The organism is Providencia sp. PROV032, assembly GCF_028484875.1.
Classification (GTDB): domain Bacteria; phylum Pseudomonadota; class Gammaproteobacteria; order Enterobacterales; family Enterobacteriaceae; genus Providencia; species Providencia rettgeri_E.
Genome location: NZ_JAMPSX010000003.1, coordinates 69,085 through 87,890 on the forward strand (window position 1 = coordinate 69,085; position 18,806 = coordinate 87,890).

Sequence of the window (18,806 nt, forward strand, 5' to 3'; positions counted from 1 at the left end):
AGGACATGATTGCTGGTAACAATGCAAAAACAATTCGCATAAGTGCCGAATATTTAGATAACTAACTCTGCTTTTATTGCTATTGCTGGGAAATAAAAGATTCATAGTCTAATTCTCAAGCTGTAATCTCCCTCCACTTGACTAAATACGGATATCTAAAAAACTTTTCCAACTGGAACGATTCACGTCACATTTATTGCTGAATTAATTTGAAAGGAGTATTACACTTAGCATCTAACATTATTGCTTTTAACAATTACTAACATACTAAGTAACACTTGTAAGGTAGACCATGAGTTCCATCGCTGACGATGTCATCGCACAAAAAATAGAGCAATCCATTTCTCGCGTCTCTAAAGTCGTATTTCCAACGACAACTAACCATCATAGTACCCTGTTCGGTGGTACAGCCCTAGCTTGGATGGATGAGGTTTCATTTATTACCGCAACGCGTTTTAGCCGTAAGCGTTTAGTGACCGTATCAACTGAAAAAATTAATTTCACCCATCCAATCCCTTCAGGCACGATTGTTGAGTTGGTAGGTAAAGTCATTCGAGTCGGAAGAACCAGTTTAACGGTTAATGTATCCATTTTTTTAGAGGATATGTATTCTGATGGTCGTGAAGAAGTGATACATGGCCAATTTAATTTTGTCGCCATTGATGATAACGGTAAACCGACGCCATTATTCGAGTCATAAGCTTTTTTAAACCATCAACAGGTCGTTTTTTATCATCTTGTTAAGGTGTGTATTCGGTAAGTTCCAATTCACACCTATCTAATAGAATATGTGTCACGCCTTATTTTATTTACTTTCTTCACCTTAGATGTGTTTTATGTCGATAATTTATTAATATTAAATACTTTTAAAAATAATCGTCTAAAATGCAACTTATCAATTAATATTTCATCCACTTATACTTTTGTCTGCTCATACTACTTTCAATCATTTTTTATTAATATCTTGTAACAACAGATACATAACATTACTAAAAGACATTAAACTTCATACTCAAATATATTGTATTTTTTATTATATATTGATATTTTTCAATTAAAATCGTAGAGTATGGGTAGTTACTAATTACCCTAAAAATGCGTAAAGACACATAGTATATCGCTTGTTTTATATTACGCATTTTGATGTGAATTTTCTTTATATAATATGCTTTACTTTGTTGACAATAAATCTCATTGAGACATCGTATTAATAACAGAAATAAATAACGCTAATATAAGATATCAAATCATGCTTAGAATTCTCTCATTTATTATTTTATGTGCCTTTTCAATTAACCTAAGTGTCGCTGCAGTTCCCAAAGAAGCTATCAAACGTATCGAGCAAGAGGCACAAAAAGGGGACATAAAAGCACAAGTCATGTTAGGGATTGGCTATTACCTTGGAAATGAGCTTAAACAGGACTATGGTAAAGCAAAAAAATGGCTAACAATGGCGTCGAATAAGGGCAACTCTGATGCTCAGTTGTTTTTAGGTGATATGTATTTAAATGGTAATGGTGTTGAAGCCAACCTTGAAACGGCCATGGACTTATTCGAAAAATCAGCGAATAAAGGCAATGTTGAAGCCCAAAACTATATGGGGCAATTTTACTATCAAGGTATTGGTGTAAAACAAAATTATATTATTGCGTTTGAATGGTTCAAAAAATCAGCCGATAAAAAATTCCCACCAGCACAATACCAAGTCGGTAAGATGCTAGAAAGTGGTGAAGGCGTTGAAATAAATGAGAAATCCGCGGCCGAATATTTAGCTCAAGCCTGCAAAGCTGGCTTAAAAGAAGCTTGCGTAAAAAAATAAACCTATCCTAATATTCCCTGCATTTTGCCTGATATTATTCATTGTAATGGCATCAGGCCTCTCTCTTTTTTTGATGAAAAATCTTATTACGGCTACTTGCTCACACCCTTTGGGCAATAAATCCATTACTATTAATAATCAAATTCACAATGTATGATATTGTTCTAAACTTATAATATAAAAGAAAAAGGGAGATATTATGTACAAGACAATTTTAGTTCCTATCGATGTAACCGAAGATGCTCTCACTAACTTATTAGTGCCTCATGTTAATTCGCTACAAAAATTGAATGATGCAACAGTACACTTTCTTGCTGTAACCGCACCAATTTCAAATTATTTACGCTACGGTGGCACTATCCTACCAGGGGACTTCCCTGATGACGAAAAACAAGCTGAAATTATTCTTGCCGAGTTAAAAGAAAAAATTAAATTATTTGATATCCCTGCAGATAAGATCAAGGCAAAAGCAACCGTCGGTTCAGTTAGAGACGAAATTCTCGCGACAGCAGAAGATATTAACGCTGATATTATTTTACTCGGTTCACGCCGCCCAAGTATGTCAACCTATTTACTTGGTTCGAATGCCGCTTCAGTAGTTCGCTATGCGAAAACTAGCGTATTAGTGGTTAGATAATCAGGATTAAAGCGACATTTTCAGCTAAACCAACGTATTTTACAAATAAAAGGTTTAGTCTTAATGATTGTTACAAAAAACAGCAAAGACATACACTTTATAAGGCTATTTGCCCGCTGATTTAGGGTAAATTAAAGGCTCATAAACATTTTCGTGATTTTCACGCCCTGCTTTTTAGCAGGGTTTTTTTATGCAACAAAACGGGTTCAATGGCTTAATCTAAAACGCTTAAAAGGAATACCGTCAAAATCAACAATAGCCTCTTCAATAAAACCATAACGCAAAATCGCTGATATTCTCTTACGCGTTAGCGGTAAGTGAATTGTAACGGACTCAACCTTCAGTGATGTAAAAGCTTTATGAATGATATTATCAACAATGTATTTTCCCTTTCCCCAAAACTTGGGATGTAAAACTAACGCTAAATCCGCGTCACCCGCTTCATTTTGTAACCCTCCCCAGCCTGCAAACTGACCATCAATCATAATGGCCCATACGCCATAGCCATGTTGCTCCCAATGCTGCTCTTTTCCTGCAACCCACTCATGACAGGCTTGCTCATCAAAAAGACAGCTACCTAATGGCATATGTTCAAGCACAGCTGGATGCGTATTTAATGCGATAAGATCTGCGATAGCAATTTGCTTTAGTTGAAGAAATTGAATAGGCATAGTGACTAATTTGTCCACATAAGATGTTAATAAACCAAATATATAATGTGGCTATCTTCCCAAAAAATGGTGCCCCACTCAAGTTAGTAGGGCATCAATATAGCGTGATTACTGTTCTAAGGCTGTCGCCATGACTTTCTGGAAATCTTCCCAAGAACAATAGCCGCTTTTATCTATTGGGCACCCTTTTAGTTCTAATGTGACATGCTTAGGAGGTGTTTGTAATGATAAATACGCGTTATCCCTAAGCTGATCAGAGGTTTGGTAAACATATTCTACTTTCATGAAATCTTTATTAGCTTGCTTATCCGTCCAGCGTTGGAATACTAATTTCCCCCCAATCGGGGTATGCTCATACTGCTCTGGTAATTGATATGGCTTAAAATCCATTGCTGACATCAATGACGCAATATTCGAATCATGGCCGACTAAGAATATAAATTTTGCAGTTTCTCCTTTATCGACAGAAACAAAGCCTTTATCAATATAATTCAGTATTGGATGAGCCACATTCTTAGCAATAATTTTTGGTGTAAACAACGTTTCTTGGTAAGCATTTTTTAACGTATTCAGTTTTTTCCATTTTTCAGGGGTATTCACCAGTCCCCAAGCCACATCATTAGCCGGAAAACCTTCATAATATTGCAGATCAATAGCGTCTACAGCTGAATTTGCAATTTTTAATGGGCCACTGACGCCCGGTTCTTTTTCTGCTTCAATAATAAAACTATTTTTTTGGCTGTTTAAATTACACAGTTTATCTGTTTTACATTTTTGGGAGTCTTTAATATTCAGAACCGCATCCAATTCATCATAACCCGCTGTAAGCGATAACCCGTTAAAATATTGCTCCATCTCCGCGAGTGCCTTTTGCTTAAATTCAGGGGAGTCATTCGTAATAATGGGGTTAAAAACAGGATCCATTTTGCCAATTTCAGGCTGATGATGAATACTCACCTTGCACCCAGGAAATGCACCTGCTGCAAAAAATTGGGCGGTTGCTATCGTTCTTTGTAGACTATTCGTATAAAGGTACACATCTTCATTACTCGTTGGGCACAGTTCATCTGCAAGTAATTTATTTTGATCGATCCATTCTCTAAAATAATGCCCCATATAGACTTCAAGTGCGCCGCCTTTCGTTGTGAGATAGCCACTTTGTGCATCCCAAGCTGGCCATTTTTTATCAGTCACTTCAGTAAGAATACCGGTATTTACGATAGGAGTACGTAAATTATGGCGGCTAAGGACTAAAACTTGGTCCAAAATCATATCTGATCCGCTGCCTGTATTCGCGAATACAGGTGCAATTGGTGTTAATAGTGCCGTAGATAAACAAAGAGTTAATAATTTATATTTCATTAAGATACCCCTACGATTAAATTAACAAAGAAAAGTACTTTTATCGCTATATTCAATAATTGGCGAAAAAATTACGCCGTAGCTAGTCTAATAATGAAGTAGTTAGCTTTTTTTTCTGCGATAAATATCTCAAAAACAACCTTAACGTAAATTTAAAATAAGCGATTGACATAAAAAAAACAAAAGCTAGGATTTCCAGTTAATACATGGAGATAATATAATGATAGTCCAAAGTGCTACGCGTGCACACGATGATGATATTATTCGTGTTTGGGAGTCTTCAGTTAGAGCAACCCACCATTTTTTAACTGAAGAAAAAATTGCAGAGCTGAAAGTTGCTATCAAACAGCTTTATTTACCACATTTAGCTGTTTTTGTGGCATTCGATAGCACAGGTAATATGACCGGTTTTCTAGGCTGTGATAAACACCGCCTTGAAATGTTGTTTATTTCCCAAGAAAATAGAGGCCAAGGTACTGGGAAAAAACTCCTTCAATATGCCATTGACACGTTAGGCATTACTGAACTGGACGTTAATGAACAAAACCCTCAAGCTATCGGCTTCTATCAGCACATGGGTTTTACACAATACGCACGTTCTGAACTCGATGGCGAAGGTAATCCGTTCCCTATTCTCCATATGCGCCTTAATAAAAAATAATCATGAAAATCATTGAATTAGAAACTGAACGTTTACGGCTACGTGGGTGGCAAGAAGAAGATAAACAGCCACTTTACCAAATGAATAGCCACCCCGATGTCATGCGCTACTTTCCTTCAGTGCTAAACGAACAGCAAAATGCACAGTTTATGGAAACCATCATAGATAAATTCGCTCAACAAGGGGGATGGGGACTATGGGCTGTAGAATTAAAATCCAACCAACAATTCATTGGGTTTATCGGTTTGAATATTCCCGCCGCTAATTTACCTTTTTCCCCTTGTGTCGAATTAAGTTGGCGCTTGTTGCCGGCATATTGGCATCAAGGCTATGCGACGGAAGGAGCCCATGCAGCAATTAAGTTTGCATTTGACCAACTAAAACTAGAAGAGATCGTTGCGTTCACCGCGGTGGTCAATTCACCATCAGAGTCTGTTATGAAAAGACTTGGAATGATAAAACTCCCCAATAACTTTTATCACCCAGCACTCCCTGATGGCCACTGGTTGCAAGAACACGTGCTATATCGATTAACGGCTGACAACCGTTAGTTTGCCACAATGAAATTGCTCACAATTCAAGCTTATTTCCCCCAATAAAAAAACCGCTGCCATGCTTAGTCACACAACAGCGGTTTCGTTAACCTAAAAATAAATTATTTTTTACTTTCAGCTTCGGCTTTGGCTTCTTTCGCTTCAACATCACGGTACCAACGAGGGTGATGTTTTCTCGCCCAACGGCGGCTAACTTTCCCTTCGATCATTCCATTAATTGAGCCTTTAACCCAAAATGCCATGTACATATGAATTAAAATGGCATGGATCAAGACAATCGCAGCAACAGCATGGATCAACAGCCCCCAACGCACCATCCACATTGGGAATAAATGCGCAAAATAAGGGCGCCAAATAATAATCCCCGTGACCAAGAGCACAAAAATTAGGCTCATGATACTCCAGAACATCATTTTTTGACCGGCGTTATATTTACCGACATCTGCCACTTCATGTTCATTACCTTTGAGTACTTCAACAATATTTTTAATCCAAGGTAAGTCTTTCTTATCTGGAATATTGTGTTTTACAAAGCGCACAAACATAAACATCAGCACGACGAAAATCAACACACCAAAGAAAGGATGTAAAATCCGTCCCATTTGTGGCGTACCAAAGGTTTCCGTCAACCATTTCAATGTTGGGAAAAATAACGCGATCCCCGACAAAGCAACCAAGAAGAAGCTGATGACAACTGTCCAGTGACATGCGCGGTCAATAAACTTAGTCCGCACAATCATTTTGCTTTTCTTACTCATGGTCATCTTTCTCCTCTTCATCACTCACTTCTTTGTTTGGACCAATTCCCACATAGTGGAAAATCAACCCTGCAAAGGTCGCGATAAATCCAACGACAGAAAGTGGTTTCAAGATGCCCTGCCACAGATTGATTGGTGTATCAATTTGTGGGTCTTTAGGCAGGCCATGATACAGTTCAGGTTTGTCAGCATGGTGAAGCACATAAACAACATGCGTACCACCCACACCTTCAGGATCATAAATTCCCGCTTGCGCATAACCCCGATTTTGTAATTTTGTTACGCGCTCTGCACCGTATTCCAACATCTCTTTTTTCGTACCGAAACGGATAGCGCCCGTTGGACACGTTTTCACACAAGCCGGCTCTTGGCCAACACTCACCCTATCAACACACAAGGTACACTTGTACACTCGATTATCTTTCGGGTTTAATCGAGGAATGTTGAATGGACAACCTGCGATACAATAGCCACAACCAATACAGTGCTCTGATTGGAAATCCACAATACCATTTGCGTACTGAATGATTGCTCCTGCTGATGGGCAAGATTTCAAGCACCCAGGATCGGTACAGTGCATACAGCCATCTTTACGGATCAGCCATTCTAGCTTGCCCATTTCAGTGGTTTCGCTAAAACGCATCACCGTCCACGATTTTGCACTTAAATCGGTTGGGTTATCATAAACCCCAACGCAGTGACCAACTTCGTCACGGATATCATTCCACTCAGAACATGCCACCTGACAAGCTTTACAGCCGATACAGGATGACACATCGATGAGCTTACAGACTTCAAGCTTATCATCACGCGCTTGTGGCGGAGGCGTAATGCTATTGGTCGCGGAACGTTTAATAATGTCTTGAGATTGCATGGACATGTTCCCTCCCTTACGCCTTCTCAATGTTAACTAAGAATGCCTTATACTCAGGTGTCTGAGAGTTAGCATCGCCGACAGACGGCGTTAACGTATTGGTGATAAACCCTTTTTGAGTCGCGCCTTCAAAGCCCCAGTGAATCGGTAATCCAACAGTTTCAATTGGTTTCCCATCCACCATCAGCGTTTGTAATCGAGGAGTGACAACCGCAACTGCTTTGATAAACCCACGCTTACTACTGACTTTGACCTTATCGCCTAACGCAATTCCTTTGGCTTTCGCTAGTGTTTCGCTGATTTCAACAAATTGCTCTGGTTGAGCAATCGCGTTCAAGCGAGCATGCTTGGTCCATGTGTGGAAATGCTCTGTTAAGCGGTACGTGGTTCCCACATAAGGGAAATCTTTGTGGTCGCCAAGACGTTTCTTGTCTTCATCAAAAATTCGCGCTGCTGGGTTAGAAACCACATTCGGGTGCAACGGGTTAGTGCCAAGTGGCGTTTCAAATGGCTCATAATGCTCAGGGAATGGCCCTTCTGCCATCTTATCGATAGCAAATAAACGACCTAAACCTTCTGGCTGCATGATGAATGGCCCTGTTCCTACTTCAGGTGCAGACGCATTAAAGTCAGGAATATCATTACCGACCCATTTTTTACCATTCCACTCGATAAGCACGCGGTCTTTATTCCACGGTTTACCTTGGGTATCACAAGACGCACGGTTATAAATCACACGGCGGTTCAGAGGCCATGCCCATGCCCAGCCCAATGTGTTACCGATACCGGATGGGTCGCTATTATCACGATTTGCCATCTGGTTGCCTTTCTCAGTCCAGCTACCGGTGTAAATCCAGCAAGAAGAGGCGGTTGAACCATCGGCACGCAATAAAGCAAATGAGCTAAGTAATTCACCTTTTTTCGCTTGTAAGTTGCCGTCGGCATCATAAAGATCAACCAGTGCAACACCGTTGTTTTCTTTTGCCACTTCTTCTGATTCAGGATGGAATTGTTGTTTATAATTCCATTTCATTTGCATCAGAGGATCTTGGCCTTGGCCACCTTCTTTCTCATACAATTCACGGATCTTATACAGAATTCCGGTCAAGATTTGGCCATCATTACGTGCTTCGCCTGGGGCATCTGCGGCTTGCCAGTGCCATTGTAACCAACGGCCTGAGTTTGCTATCGAGCCATCTTCTTCCGCAAAACAGGTCGATGGTAAACGGAACACTTCGGTTTGAATCGAAGCGGTATCAACGTCATTCATCTCACCGTGATTTTGCCAGAAATTAGCCGTTTCAGTGACTAATGGGTCTACAACAATCAGGTATTTCAGTTTACTGAGGCAGCTAACCACTTTATTCTTATCTGGGAATGAAGCCACTGGGTTAAAACCTTGACAGATATAGCCAGTCACTTGGTTTTTGCTCATCATGTCAAAATACTTCATCACATCATAAGCTTGGTCCCATTTAGGTAACCAGTCATAACCCCATTGGTTTTCTGCTTGCGCTGAATCACCATAAAAAGACTTCATCAAACTCACGAAGAATTTAGGGTAATTACTCCAGAAATTCACCTGATTCGGCAATGTCGCTTTTGGTGTATTCGCAGTCAAATAGCTATCAATGTCTTGATGCTTTTCAGAAGGCAGCGTCAAGTAACCCGGTAAACTGGTTGATAGTAACCCTAAATCGGTTAAGCCTTGAATATTCGAGTGCCCGCGCAATGCGTTCACACCACCACCCGCAACCCCCATGTTACCAAGCAGTAACTGGATCATGGCCATAGTTCGAATGTTTTGTGCGCCAACAGTATGTTGTGTCCAGCCTAATGCATACAGGAAAGTCCCAGCTTTATCTGCCGCACTTGTTGTGGCTAAAATTTCACAAACTTTCAAGAAATCGGCTTTTGGCGTTCCACAAATTTGCTCAACGATATCAGGCGTATAGCGTGATACGTGTTTGTGAAGTAAATTCCACACACAACGCGGGTCTTGTAATGTGTCATCACGTAATGCGTGACCATTTTCATCGAACTTATAGTTCCAGCTGGTTTTGTCGTAACTACGCTTATCAGCGTCATAACCACTGAATAAGCCATCGTTAAAGTCAAAATCATCTCTAACAATCAACGAAGCATTGGTATAGTTCTGAACATATTCCGCATTGATTTTTTGGTTTTCAATCAGATACAGTAAAACACCCGATAAGAAGGTAATATCGGTTCCTGAACGGATCGGCACATAATGGTCAGCAACTGATGCAGTACGCGTAAAACGCGGGTCTATGACAATCAGTGTGGCATCATTGTTATTTTTCGCTTCAATTGCCCAGCGGAACCCAACAGGGTGTGCTTCCGCAGCATTACCGCCCATAACGACGACAACATCGGCATTTTTGATATCAACCCAGTGGTTGGTCATCGCACCGCGACCAAATGTTGGAGCAAGACTTGCTACCGTTGGTCCGTGTCAGACACGCGCTTGGTTATCAACCGCTAGCATTCCTAGCGATCTGGCGAATTTTTGCGTCAACATTCCCGTTTCATTACTGGCAGCTGATGCACAAAGCATCCCTGTTGATAACCAACGGTTTACAGTTGTTCCTTCCGCATTCTTTTCAACGAAATTCGCATCACGGTCATCTTTCATTAAGCGTGCAATGCGTGTGAAAGCATCATTCCAACTAATGCGTTCCCATTTATCAGAGCCTGGTGCTCTATATTCTGGATAACGTAAACGATTTTCGCTTTGGATATAGTCGAGTAGGCCGGCCCCTTTAGGGCATAAAGCACCACGGTTTACCGGGTGGTCTGAGTCACCTTCGACATGGAATATCGCGGATTTAGCATTCATGGCACCATCGCCCATGCTATATATTAGTAATCCACAACCGACAGAACAGTAAGTACAAGTATTACGCGTCTCTTTAGAGCGAAGTAATTTATATTCACGTACATTAGCTATTGCCATTCCAGGCATAAAACCTAACGCAGCTACAGTTGTACCTGCCATCCCGCCAGCGCAGATTTTAAAAAACTTTCTGCGACTAACGTTCATTGCTACCTCTTTATATTTTTTGTATAAATCGATGAGAGAATAGCAGCCTAATATGATTAGATATTGCCTAAAATCAATGAAAGTGAAAATAAAAGTTTAATTAATATTAACTGAGTAGTTAAACATCAATTAAAATTACTACCAATAGAGTATTTATTGTTAAATTGACTTGGATCAAATGTTACATTTGAAAACATTTTAGTTAAATTACATTTTAATTAACATTTTTCAAAAAAACAAATCTCAAATTTAATTTGAAATACAAATATGGATTTATCCTTTGTTTAATAAAATTAATATAACGGAATAATATTAAAGTCACCTTAAAATAAATAATCCATTCTTTAAGGTGACAATATAACGTTTCTTCTATTTCCAACCGCTAATAATGATCCCTGCCCCTAGAAGTACAACAAGTGCACCAACCCAGTCAGTCACGGTAAGAGAGACACCATCAACCACTTTCAGCCAAATTAATGCGGTGACAATATATATCCCGCCATAAGTTGCATAAATTCGTCCGCTCGCTTCTGGGTGTAATGTCAGCAACCAAACAAACAGCATTAAACTTAAGGCTGCAGGAATTAATAACCAAGACCCACCTTGTTTTTTCATCCAAAGATAAGGAAAGTAACAACCTGCGATTTCAGCCAACGCTGTGATAAAAAACAAACCAATAATTTTTATCGACATAAAAAACCACTCAAGATAAAGCCCATAAATTTCACCTTTAAATTGGAAAGTCGCAATTCATTAGCCGCCATGCTTGGTGTGTCTGTCAGGCAACTAAACCGCACATTAATAAAACTAGTTGAAGGTAAGCTTATTGAGCTTAAAGATAAAAAAATTAAAATTATTAACCTAGAAAAGATTAACTGACTGAAAGTGAATTACAAAAGGCTGCCATAACAGCCTTTCAACAATTTTGACTACTTCTTAGTTGCCAAAATAACACTAGAAGCTTTAATAATGGCTGTCACTTTACTTTTAACATTTAATCCCAACTCTACGGTACTATTATTTGTTACCACTGCAGATAATAAAGTTCCTGCGTTGGTTTTTAAATTTACCACAGAATTAACGCTGCCTTTTTCAATGGACTCAATCACGCCATCAAATTGATTACGAGCTGAGAAATTATACTCTTCAGCATTAGAAACAAGTACAACCCAAGGTGCTTTTATTACTGCCGTTGCCAGTTTACCTTTTTCTAAACCCAGTTGTTGGGTGCTGTTTTTAGTAATCACTGCCGCAATACTTTCACCATTACCTAAATCGAGTATAATTTCATCATTTACTGAGCCCATGACAATAGACTCAACAACACCTGAAAGTTGGTTTCTTGCAGAAATAGCCATTAAACATCTCCTATACCTAATAGAATACGACTTCAATAAGATTATTTTTTAGTAACTTAAACTGATTATGGCATAATTGGAGCAGGTGTTGGCTCGCGCCTATCATTAAAAACACCCCCAAAACGAGAGCTTCCTTGGTTCCATTCCTCAACTGCAGCTTGAATATCAGCTTTAGTTCGACCAATAAAATTCCACCACATCAGCACTGATTCATTTAAAGGCTCGCCACCCAGTAATAGAATATGGCTATCTGTGGCGAGTTCTACAGAAATTTTAGTTATATTTTTGCCTAAATAAACTAATTCATTACTATTAACTTGTTGCCCTTCAATAACAACACCGCCACTTACAACAAAAATACCGTATTCAAATTCAGAGCGTAACGTTAAAATTTGTCGCGCGGTTTTCTTCGCAATAATATCGAGTCCAATCAACGGAGAAAATGTTAAGGTTGGTGCTTTATAAGTTCCATATTCCCCAACGAGTAAATTGAAGTGTGTTTCGCCTTCAGACCAACGTGGCAACGTAGGATAGTGGTCAAAACGGGGGGCAATATCTTTAACTGCTTCAGGTAAAGCAATCCACAATTGTACCGCATGTAACTGGCGACTTTCTCCATGGGTATCTTCAGAATGGCTGATCCCATAACCCGCAGTCATTAAATTGACCTGCCCTGGTCGAATAACCTGTTCATAGCCAAGGCTGTCCCGGTGTAATACTTCACCTTCAATCATCCAAGTGAATGTTTGTAAAGCCGTATGAGGGTGAGGTGATACCTTCATCCCCTCTGAATCACCTTTAAAAACTGTAGGCCCTGCATGGTCAAGAAAACACCAAGCACCGATTAATCTCCGTTCTCTTGTGGGTAAAACTCGTGCAACAGGAAGCCCCCCAACATCTTTTGAACGTGCTGTAATTAACTGTAAATCAGGTATTTTATCATCATGTTGAATACTCATGCTTACCTCATCTCATCAGTAACTAACAAATATTATTGGCGGATATCACTGTATTCAGGTGTTCTATCGAATATTGCTTTTGCAAAAGGACATAATGGGATAATTTTTCGCCCTTCTTCTCTCATTCGCTCAACAACCTTAGCAACTAATCGCTTTGCAATTCCCTGTCCTTTTAAGCTTTCATCAACCACTGTATGATCAATAATCACTAAGTCATCACCAGTATAAACAAAAGTTATCTCGGCAAGGCGCGTTTGCTTGTCATCAGATAAAATAAAAAAGCTATTGTGATCGGATTGGATATTCATCATAAATAACGCCTCTAAGTTAAATCCATTTGATTTAGAGTATGTGAGGTATGCTGAAAAGACAATATTCTTCAATTGCCGATGTGATCCAAATATTTTGAAGTTAGAATAAGAATAAAGTGAGAAAATATGCTGCGACAGCGCTTAACTAGAGGCTAATTTAGTTTAACGCTGTTTTTTCAACTAACTCATTAATATAATACACATTAATTGTCAGAAAAATTACTTATCACCGTATAGGTTAATGAATTTTCTGAACTATCAATGACTTTTAATTTCACGTTTCTATAGGAAATAATATCGCTATGTTTAAGATTATACTGAATGTTATCTCCAAACCCTTGATTCTCAATATTTGAACCTATTTTCTGATAACTCACATCGACAATCTTGTCATTTATCCCATTGAAAATTAAGGCTTGTTCAAATGAATTACCATCCGAATTATTTAGTTTTACCTGTTCGACTTGTGCTTTATCACTACAAACAGCGACATTCACATCTGTCACGATACAGATTTCATTAGGACCAGACCCTTTTTTAATTAACAGTGAATTCCACGGTTGCCCTAAAACCTCAACGACGACCGAGCCAGAATCAACGATTTGGTCTGGCATATAAAAATCGCCTTTATCACTTGAACCCACTTTCTTGAATACACCGGGGATAATTTTGTAAGCCAAATCTATCTGTACTGGGTTTAGTACTTTAATTCCATCTATTTTACTAATATTGCCTTCTCTTACTAAGGGTTGCCCTACAGTAATATGATTGACCTGGCCTATTTTAGGTTCACTGATTTTTTGTGAGTCAGGAACATAGTTATACTCAGTTACCGCACATCCAGATAAAGAAGCAATACAAAAAGCAGGAATTAATAATTTATTCATCTTGATAAATCCATGGAGTTAAGATGCTAAATAATATATTTATAAAACAGTTACAACAAGTTACTATTTATATCCTCTGATACACATCAAACCTTTGGTTCATCACTCCGTTTGAATTTTTCTCTACTTATATTGAATACTAAAAAATACTGTAACTATTCCGTCTTATTCATATTTAAATTAATAAAATGTTATAAACGAAGCATTAATAGTTATAAATACAAAAAACAACCATTTTACAGATGAATAACCCACCTTATGATATATTAATAATACAAGCGATTATTTTTAATACACATCTGCATTTTAATCAAAGAAAGCCACTCGAAGAAGAACTACGCGAATTAGAGCAATTACCCATGAAGCCACCGTAACTGGATGAGTAATAATTAGCCTTAAAACAATCAAAATATATTCATGACTTATTAAAATAACAGTTCGGCAATAATTTTAAAAAATCCGCCGAAGCGGATATTTCCATTTAAATTGAAAGTAAAGTGATTACTCTAAGAAAAATGAAACATCAATGCTTCCTTGATATCTTCCTGCTTTGATATTTCCATTATGACAAAGGTTGAAATATAATGTTTCTTTAGCACTACTATTTGACATAGTCCCTAACTTAACACGGTCATAATAGGGAATAGCATCATTATTTCCATTTCTGCAAATATCTGAGGAGGATATAGTTCTTGAGGTTACAATATATGGTCTTTCTGTTGAATCAGCCGTATTTCCACTAAGTGAATCCAAAGCCATCCCAGCCAAATTTGTATCTGAAGTATTTCCAGCACTACTTTGCCCATGTAGTTGCTGATTAGCGGAAACAACCATCAAAAGTTTACCAGCCGTTATACAATTAACATTTATACTTGCAGGCCTAGTTTCAAGTAATTGGTTCTGTTTCCGGCCTGCCATTTGATTACTAAAAATAATATTAGTTGTGGTAACAGGCGCTACAGTACAAGAGTCTAATGCCTCAACACTTAAACTTTCGTTATCTAAAAAGAAAGGGTATAAAAAAAACCATCCTGAATTACTTCTATATAATTCACCTTTATGTCCAAAAGCAATAGACTCACCAGGTAATAAAGAGTACCTACCTTTAACTACCGTGGCATTGCCGCCAGAAACGGAACTTGCATAAGCAGAGAGACTTGAAATGCTCACTTGGGTAAGGCCATCATTTCGTTTAGCGTTTGGATAAAAATAGTTTGGTCTATCTACACCACCACTTTCAAGAGCCCACGTCAAAATACCAGTTGGTACAAGATTTCCTGATACTTGTTTCGATTCTTTTAAGACTGCAGATTTTGTTACATCACTACCATAATACCCTTTAAATCTTGCAGTTACTGTGCCATTAAATAGCAATACAATAATTCGAGAGCTATCGTTCTCATTGACTAATCTAATTCCATACCCTGAATTATATTCAGCGAAAGAACCACCATTTGTAGTCATAAATTTTATATAGTCATTTACTTTCGGCAGCATAGGATAATTAACATTTGGATCTGTTGGAGCGGTAGATTCTATCGGATGCGAATTATTATCAAACACCCTTACTGATGGGTATATTTCGCCTAAATAGCCAGTTTGGCCGGCTCTTACTGTTAATTTATCTGCAGCCCCTGCTGATAAAGATATTCCAAACAATAGGATAGCGGTTAACCGTCTAGCTACTCGTTGGTAACACATTAAATTTGGTTGTTCTATTTTCATAATAATGCTTACGCCCAGAATACGTTTTTCTAAAAATACAAGACACTCATTCTCTATCAAGTATTATCATTATTTTACATGGTGGCCCATCTATACCTTATGTAAATTCAATTAGGATCATACCTCATTACTCTATATATGGGTGTTAAATTCACACTATAAATGTAACAATGTATTACTCCAAATGTGGGTTAATTTAAAATTAGACACTGAAAGCTTAGATATTTTAAAGATAATATAAACTCTAAAAATTACAATCCTTATCGCTAAATTCTGTCATAAAGCTAGAATCGTGGCATTGTCCACTCCACCCAACGAGGTAGATTTTATGGTGTAAATAATGTAAATGGTACTCATATGCAATGGTTTACTGTAAATATCCTCATTGCTTTTGGTATGCTAGAGAATGTTACTCATTTGTTCCTGACTCTTGGGAAGTTGGTGAAACACTTTTCGTTGAATGGCAAGTAATAAATGACCCACTTATAATAAAGAATTGAGTTTGCAGAATCAATTTCACCCACTATTCCTCCATCGGACCAAATCGATTTATTTAGAAAAAAATAAGATTTCCCCTCTCTATCAATGTAGGAGTCTTTAGATAAAAGACCTAATGAATGTCATATAAACCTGCAATAAGATAAATCCAGTTTTTATTGGGTAACATTAAATAGGTAATAATATTAAATCACTCAACACAAATGTGTAAATATGTAACACATTGTAAGCATATTAATTCCGCATCACAGACTTTTTATACTTATTCCATTGATTCACATACATTGTGATGTTAAAAATACTTATAGCCAATACTGTAAGAATACAAATAATAGTCATATAAACTGCGGGCACACATTAAATGATTAGCGGCAGCAATAAATACCAAAAATAAATACAAATAGAGTGAATTTATAAAATCAACATCACCAAATTATATTTAGATAACAATTTACTTGTTGATCCTAAGTTAAATTTGTATATCATAAAAAGCTGAAAAAAATAAAATATACAAATTGGCAGTTTAAACACCTTACTGGGAAAAAAAATCTTAACACAGAATTCATTCTGTGTAGGGAAATGTATGCTCTAAATTTATTATTAATTTAGGCATTTTAATTTATGGAATGAAGAAGTTATCGTATACTCATACAAGGAGATTCACTTAAATGAGTAAGAAAAATCTCGGTAGTGTTGCCCCTAAAGAAAGAATTAATATCAAATATACACCTAATACAGGTGGAGCTCAGGCTGAAGTTGAACTTCCCTTAAATATGCTGATAGTGGGAGATATGACAGGTAAAACTGAAGAGACCCCCATAGAAGAACGAAAAGCAATTTCAATTAATCAAAACAATTTCAATTCAGTTATGGAAAGTGCGGGTATTAATTTAAATATCAACGTCCGTAATACCCTTGAAAATACTAATGATTCTGAGCTTAATGTCAATCTTGATGTGAAATCACTACAAGATTTTTCACCCGATAGTATTGCTCGCCAAGTGCCAGAATTAAATAAACTTCTTGAATTACGAGAAGCTTTAGTTGCATTAAAAGGTCCTCTAGGCAATGTCCCTGCTTTTAGAAAGCGTCTTCAAGAATTACTTGAGAACAAAGAAACACGCGAACAACTTCTAAAAGAACTCGATATTGCCGCTAATCAAAAATAATGTTTATAGAGGATTATTTCATGTCACTAAATACTGAAGCTCTAGGCCAACAAGCCCCAGCATCTAATGGCTCTCTTCTAGATGAAATCATGGCTCAGTCACGTATGTCACCTGAGACTGAAGCGTATGATATTGCAAAGCAAGGCGTTGCCGCTTTCATCAGTAATCTTTTCGCTAATGAATCAGAAGATCAACAAATCAATAGATTATTAATTGATAAAATGCTGGTTGAACTTGATAACAAACTAAGCGCCCAAGTTGATGAAATTATTCACGCACCTAAATTTCAAGAAATTGAAGCATCATGGCGCTCCCTGAAGTTACTTGTTGACCGTACTGATTTTAGAGAAAACATCAAAATCAATATTCTTCATGCAACAAAAGAAGAGTTATTAGAAGACTTTGAGTTCTCTCCTGAAATCGTTCAGTCTGGTTTTTATCAGCACGTTTATTCTTCTGGTTATGGGCAATTTGGTGGTGAGCCCGTCGCAGCAATTGTTGGGAACTATGCATTTAACAACACCGCGCCTGATATGAAGTTAATGCAATATGTCAGCACTGTCGGAGCGATGGCACATGCACCATTCTTATCATCTGTTTCCCCTAATTTCTTCGGCATTAACAGTTATGCTGAATTACCGGCAATTAAAGACCTTAAATCTGTTTTCGAAGGCCCTGCTCATACGAAGTGGCGCTCTCTGAGAGAAGCAGAGGATTCGCGTTACTTAGGATTGACGGCACCACGTTTCTTATTACGCTTACCTTACTCCCCAACAGAAAACCCAGTGAAAATGTTTAACTATTCCGAAAATGTTAAACAAGACCATGAGCACTACTTATGGGGTAATACCGCATTCTTACTCGCAAGCTGCATCAATGATAGTTTCGCACAATACCGTTGGTGCCCAAATATTATTGGCCCACAAAGTGGCGGTACCGTCAATGACCTCCCTGTACACATTTTTGAAGCGATGGGTGAATTACAAACTAAAATACCAACTGAAGTTTTAGTTACTGATCGTCGAGAATTTGAACTGGCAGAAGAAGGTTTTATTACCCTAACAATGCGTAAAGGAAGTGATAACGCGGCTTTCTTCTCTGCAAACTCAGTTCAAAAAGCCAAAACCTTCCCAAATACCCCTGAGGGTAAAATGGCAGAAACTAACTATAAGTTAGGAACCCAGCTGCCATACATGTTTATTATCAACCGATTAGCTCATTACATTAAAGTGCTACAACGTGAGCAAATTGGCTCATGGAAAGAGCGACAAGATCTTGAACGTGAACTGAATATCTGGCTTAAACAGTATGTAGCGGACCAAGAAAACCCACCAGCAGATGTTCGTAGTAAGCGCCCTCTTCGTTCAGCTGAAATTAAAGTGCTTGATGTTGAAGGTGATCCGGGTTGGTATCAAGTCGCAATTCAAGTTCGCCCTCACTTTAAATATATGGGTGCAAACTTTGAACTATCACTTGTTGGTCGCCTTGATAAAGAATAG

General features: G+C 38.1%; 19 protein-coding genes. 8 read left to right on the top strand and 11 right to left on the bottom strand.

Translation table 11 applies throughout. The features are described 5' to 3' along the window. Nucleotides 1-292 precede the first annotated feature (292 nt). The 3 genes from PSF42_RS01745 (at nucleotide 293) to PSF42_RS01755 (ending at nucleotide 2,456) form a co-directional block, all read left to right on the top strand. A complete protein-coding gene (locus tag PSF42_RS01745; RefSeq protein ID WP_004255881.1) occupies nucleotides 293-700 on the top strand; it encodes an acyl-CoA thioesterase in 408 nt (135 codons plus the stop codon). Nucleotides 701-1,249: 549 nt separating this feature from the next. Next, a complete protein-coding gene (locus PSF42_RS01750) occupies nucleotides 1,250-1,819 on the top strand; it encodes a tetratricopeptide repeat protein (RefSeq protein WP_125890762.1) in 570 nt (189 codons plus the stop codon). A gap of 199 nt (nucleotides 1,820-2,018) precedes the next feature. Beyond that, nucleotides 2,019-2,456: a universal stress protein gene (locus tag PSF42_RS01755; RefSeq protein WP_125890761.1), complete on the top strand. Its 438-nt coding sequence runs from the start codon at nucleotides 2,019-2,021 to the stop codon at nucleotides 2,454-2,456. Between the two features lie 206 nt (nucleotides 2,457-2,662). Here the strand turns inward: PSF42_RS01755 and PSF42_RS01760 are convergent, their stop codons facing one another. Continuing rightward, complete coding sequence (locus PSF42_RS01760; RefSeq protein WP_125890760.1) at nucleotides 2,663-3,127, bottom strand: GNAT family N-acetyltransferase; 465 nt, start codon at nucleotides 3,125-3,127, stop codon at nucleotides 2,663-2,665. Between the two features lie 108 nt (nucleotides 3,128-3,235). Further along, the gene (gene agp, locus PSF42_RS01765; RefSeq protein ID WP_125890759.1) at nucleotides 3,236-4,489 is read right to left on the bottom strand and encodes a bifunctional glucose-1-phosphatase/inositol phosphatase; all 1,254 of its coding nucleotides are present in this window, start codon (nucleotides 4,487-4,489) and stop codon (nucleotides 3,236-3,238) included. A 220-nt stretch (nucleotides 4,490-4,709) separates the two neighbouring features. Between agp and PSF42_RS01770 the strand changes: the two genes are divergently transcribed. Continuing rightward, nucleotides 4,710-5,150, top strand: coding sequence for a GNAT family N-acetyltransferase (locus PSF42_RS01770; RefSeq protein ID WP_125890758.1), 441 nt, complete (start codon nucleotides 4,710-4,712; stop codon nucleotides 5,148-5,150). Nucleotides 5,151-5,152: 2 nt separating this feature from the next. Next, nucleotides 5,153-5,701 (top strand): GNAT family N-acetyltransferase, encoded by a 549-nt coding sequence (locus PSF42_RS01775; RefSeq protein WP_272679349.1) that lies wholly within the window; start codon nucleotides 5,153-5,155, stop codon nucleotides 5,699-5,701. Nucleotides 5,702-5,805: 104 nt separating this feature from the next. On the opposite strand, the gene fdnI is transcribed toward PSF42_RS01775, so the two are convergent. The 4 genes from fdnI to PSF42_RS01795 form a co-directional block, all read right to left on the bottom strand. After that, nucleotides 5,806-6,462 carry a formate dehydrogenase-N subunit gamma gene (gene fdnI, locus PSF42_RS01780; RefSeq protein WP_125890756.1) on the bottom strand — a complete coding sequence of 219 codons (657 nt, stop codon included), beginning with the start codon at nucleotides 6,460-6,462 and terminating at the stop codon, nucleotides 5,806-5,808. After that, nucleotides 6,455-7,342: a formate dehydrogenase subunit beta gene (gene fdxH / locus PSF42_RS01785; RefSeq protein WP_004909723.1), complete on the bottom strand. Its 888-nt coding sequence runs from the start codon at nucleotides 7,340-7,342 to the stop codon at nucleotides 6,455-6,457. Before fdxH ends, fdnI begins: the two co-directional genes overlap by 8 nt. A 10-nt stretch (nucleotides 7,343-7,352) precedes the next feature. Beyond that, nucleotides 7,353-10,400: a formate dehydrogenase-N subunit alpha gene (fdnG, locus tag PSF42_RS01790; protein ID WP_213914111.1), complete on the bottom strand. Its 3,048-nt coding sequence runs from the start codon at nucleotides 10,398-10,400 to the stop codon at nucleotides 7,353-7,355. Nucleotides 10,401-10,769: 369 nt separating this feature from the next. After that, on the bottom strand, nucleotides 10,770-11,093 hold the full coding sequence (locus tag PSF42_RS01795; protein ID WP_125890753.1) for a YnfA family protein: 324 nt from the start codon (nucleotides 11,091-11,093) through the stop codon (nucleotides 10,770-10,772). Between the two features lie 42 nt (nucleotides 11,094-11,135). Here PSF42_RS01795 and PSF42_RS20790 point away from each other — a divergent pair, with 42 nt between their 5' ends. Next, entirely contained in the window at nucleotides 11,136-11,279 is a 144-nt protein-coding gene (locus tag PSF42_RS20790; RefSeq protein ID WP_442959217.1) for a helix-turn-helix domain-containing protein, read from the top strand. Nucleotides 11,280-11,329: 50 nt separating this feature from the next. Here the strand turns inward: PSF42_RS20790 and PSF42_RS01800 are convergent, their stop codons facing one another. The 5 genes from PSF42_RS01800 to PSF42_RS01820 form a co-directional block, all read right to left on the bottom strand. Then, complete coding sequence (locus tag PSF42_RS01800; protein ID WP_213914114.1) at nucleotides 11,330-11,758, bottom strand: TOBE domain-containing protein; 429 nt, start codon at nucleotides 11,756-11,758, stop codon at nucleotides 11,330-11,332. Between the two features lie 65 nt (nucleotides 11,759-11,823). Then, nucleotides 11,824-12,717 (bottom strand): pirin family protein, encoded by an 894-nt coding sequence (locus tag PSF42_RS01805; RefSeq protein ID WP_272679350.1) that lies wholly within the window; start codon nucleotides 12,715-12,717, stop codon nucleotides 11,824-11,826. 32 nt (nucleotides 12,718-12,749) lie between these two features. Further along, on the bottom strand, nucleotides 12,750-13,025 hold the full coding sequence (locus PSF42_RS01810; RefSeq protein ID WP_213914128.1) for a GNAT family N-acetyltransferase: 276 nt from the start codon (nucleotides 13,023-13,025) through the stop codon (nucleotides 12,750-12,752). 206 nt (nucleotides 13,026-13,231) lie between these two features. Continuing rightward, nucleotides 13,232-13,915: a hypothetical protein gene (locus PSF42_RS01815; protein WP_213914116.1), complete on the bottom strand. Its 684-nt coding sequence runs from the start codon at nucleotides 13,913-13,915 to the stop codon at nucleotides 13,232-13,234. Nucleotides 13,916-14,416: 501 nt separating this feature from the next. Next, nucleotides 14,417-15,640 (bottom strand): hypothetical protein, encoded by a 1,224-nt coding sequence (locus PSF42_RS01820; protein ID WP_125890747.1) that lies wholly within the window; start codon nucleotides 15,638-15,640, stop codon nucleotides 14,417-14,419. A 1,166-nt stretch (nucleotides 15,641-16,806) separates the two neighbouring features. Here PSF42_RS01820 and tssB point away from each other — a divergent pair. Beyond that, complete coding sequence (gene tssB / locus PSF42_RS01825; RefSeq protein ID WP_125890746.1) at nucleotides 16,807-17,307, top strand: type VI secretion system contractile sheath small subunit; 501 nt, start codon at nucleotides 16,807-16,809, stop codon at nucleotides 17,305-17,307. 20 nt (nucleotides 17,308-17,327) lie between these two features. Further along, nucleotides 17,328-18,806, top strand: a complete 1,479-nt coding sequence (gene tssC, locus PSF42_RS01830) for a type VI secretion system contractile sheath large subunit (RefSeq protein ID WP_096864201.1) — start codon at nucleotides 17,328-17,330, stop codon at nucleotides 18,804-18,806.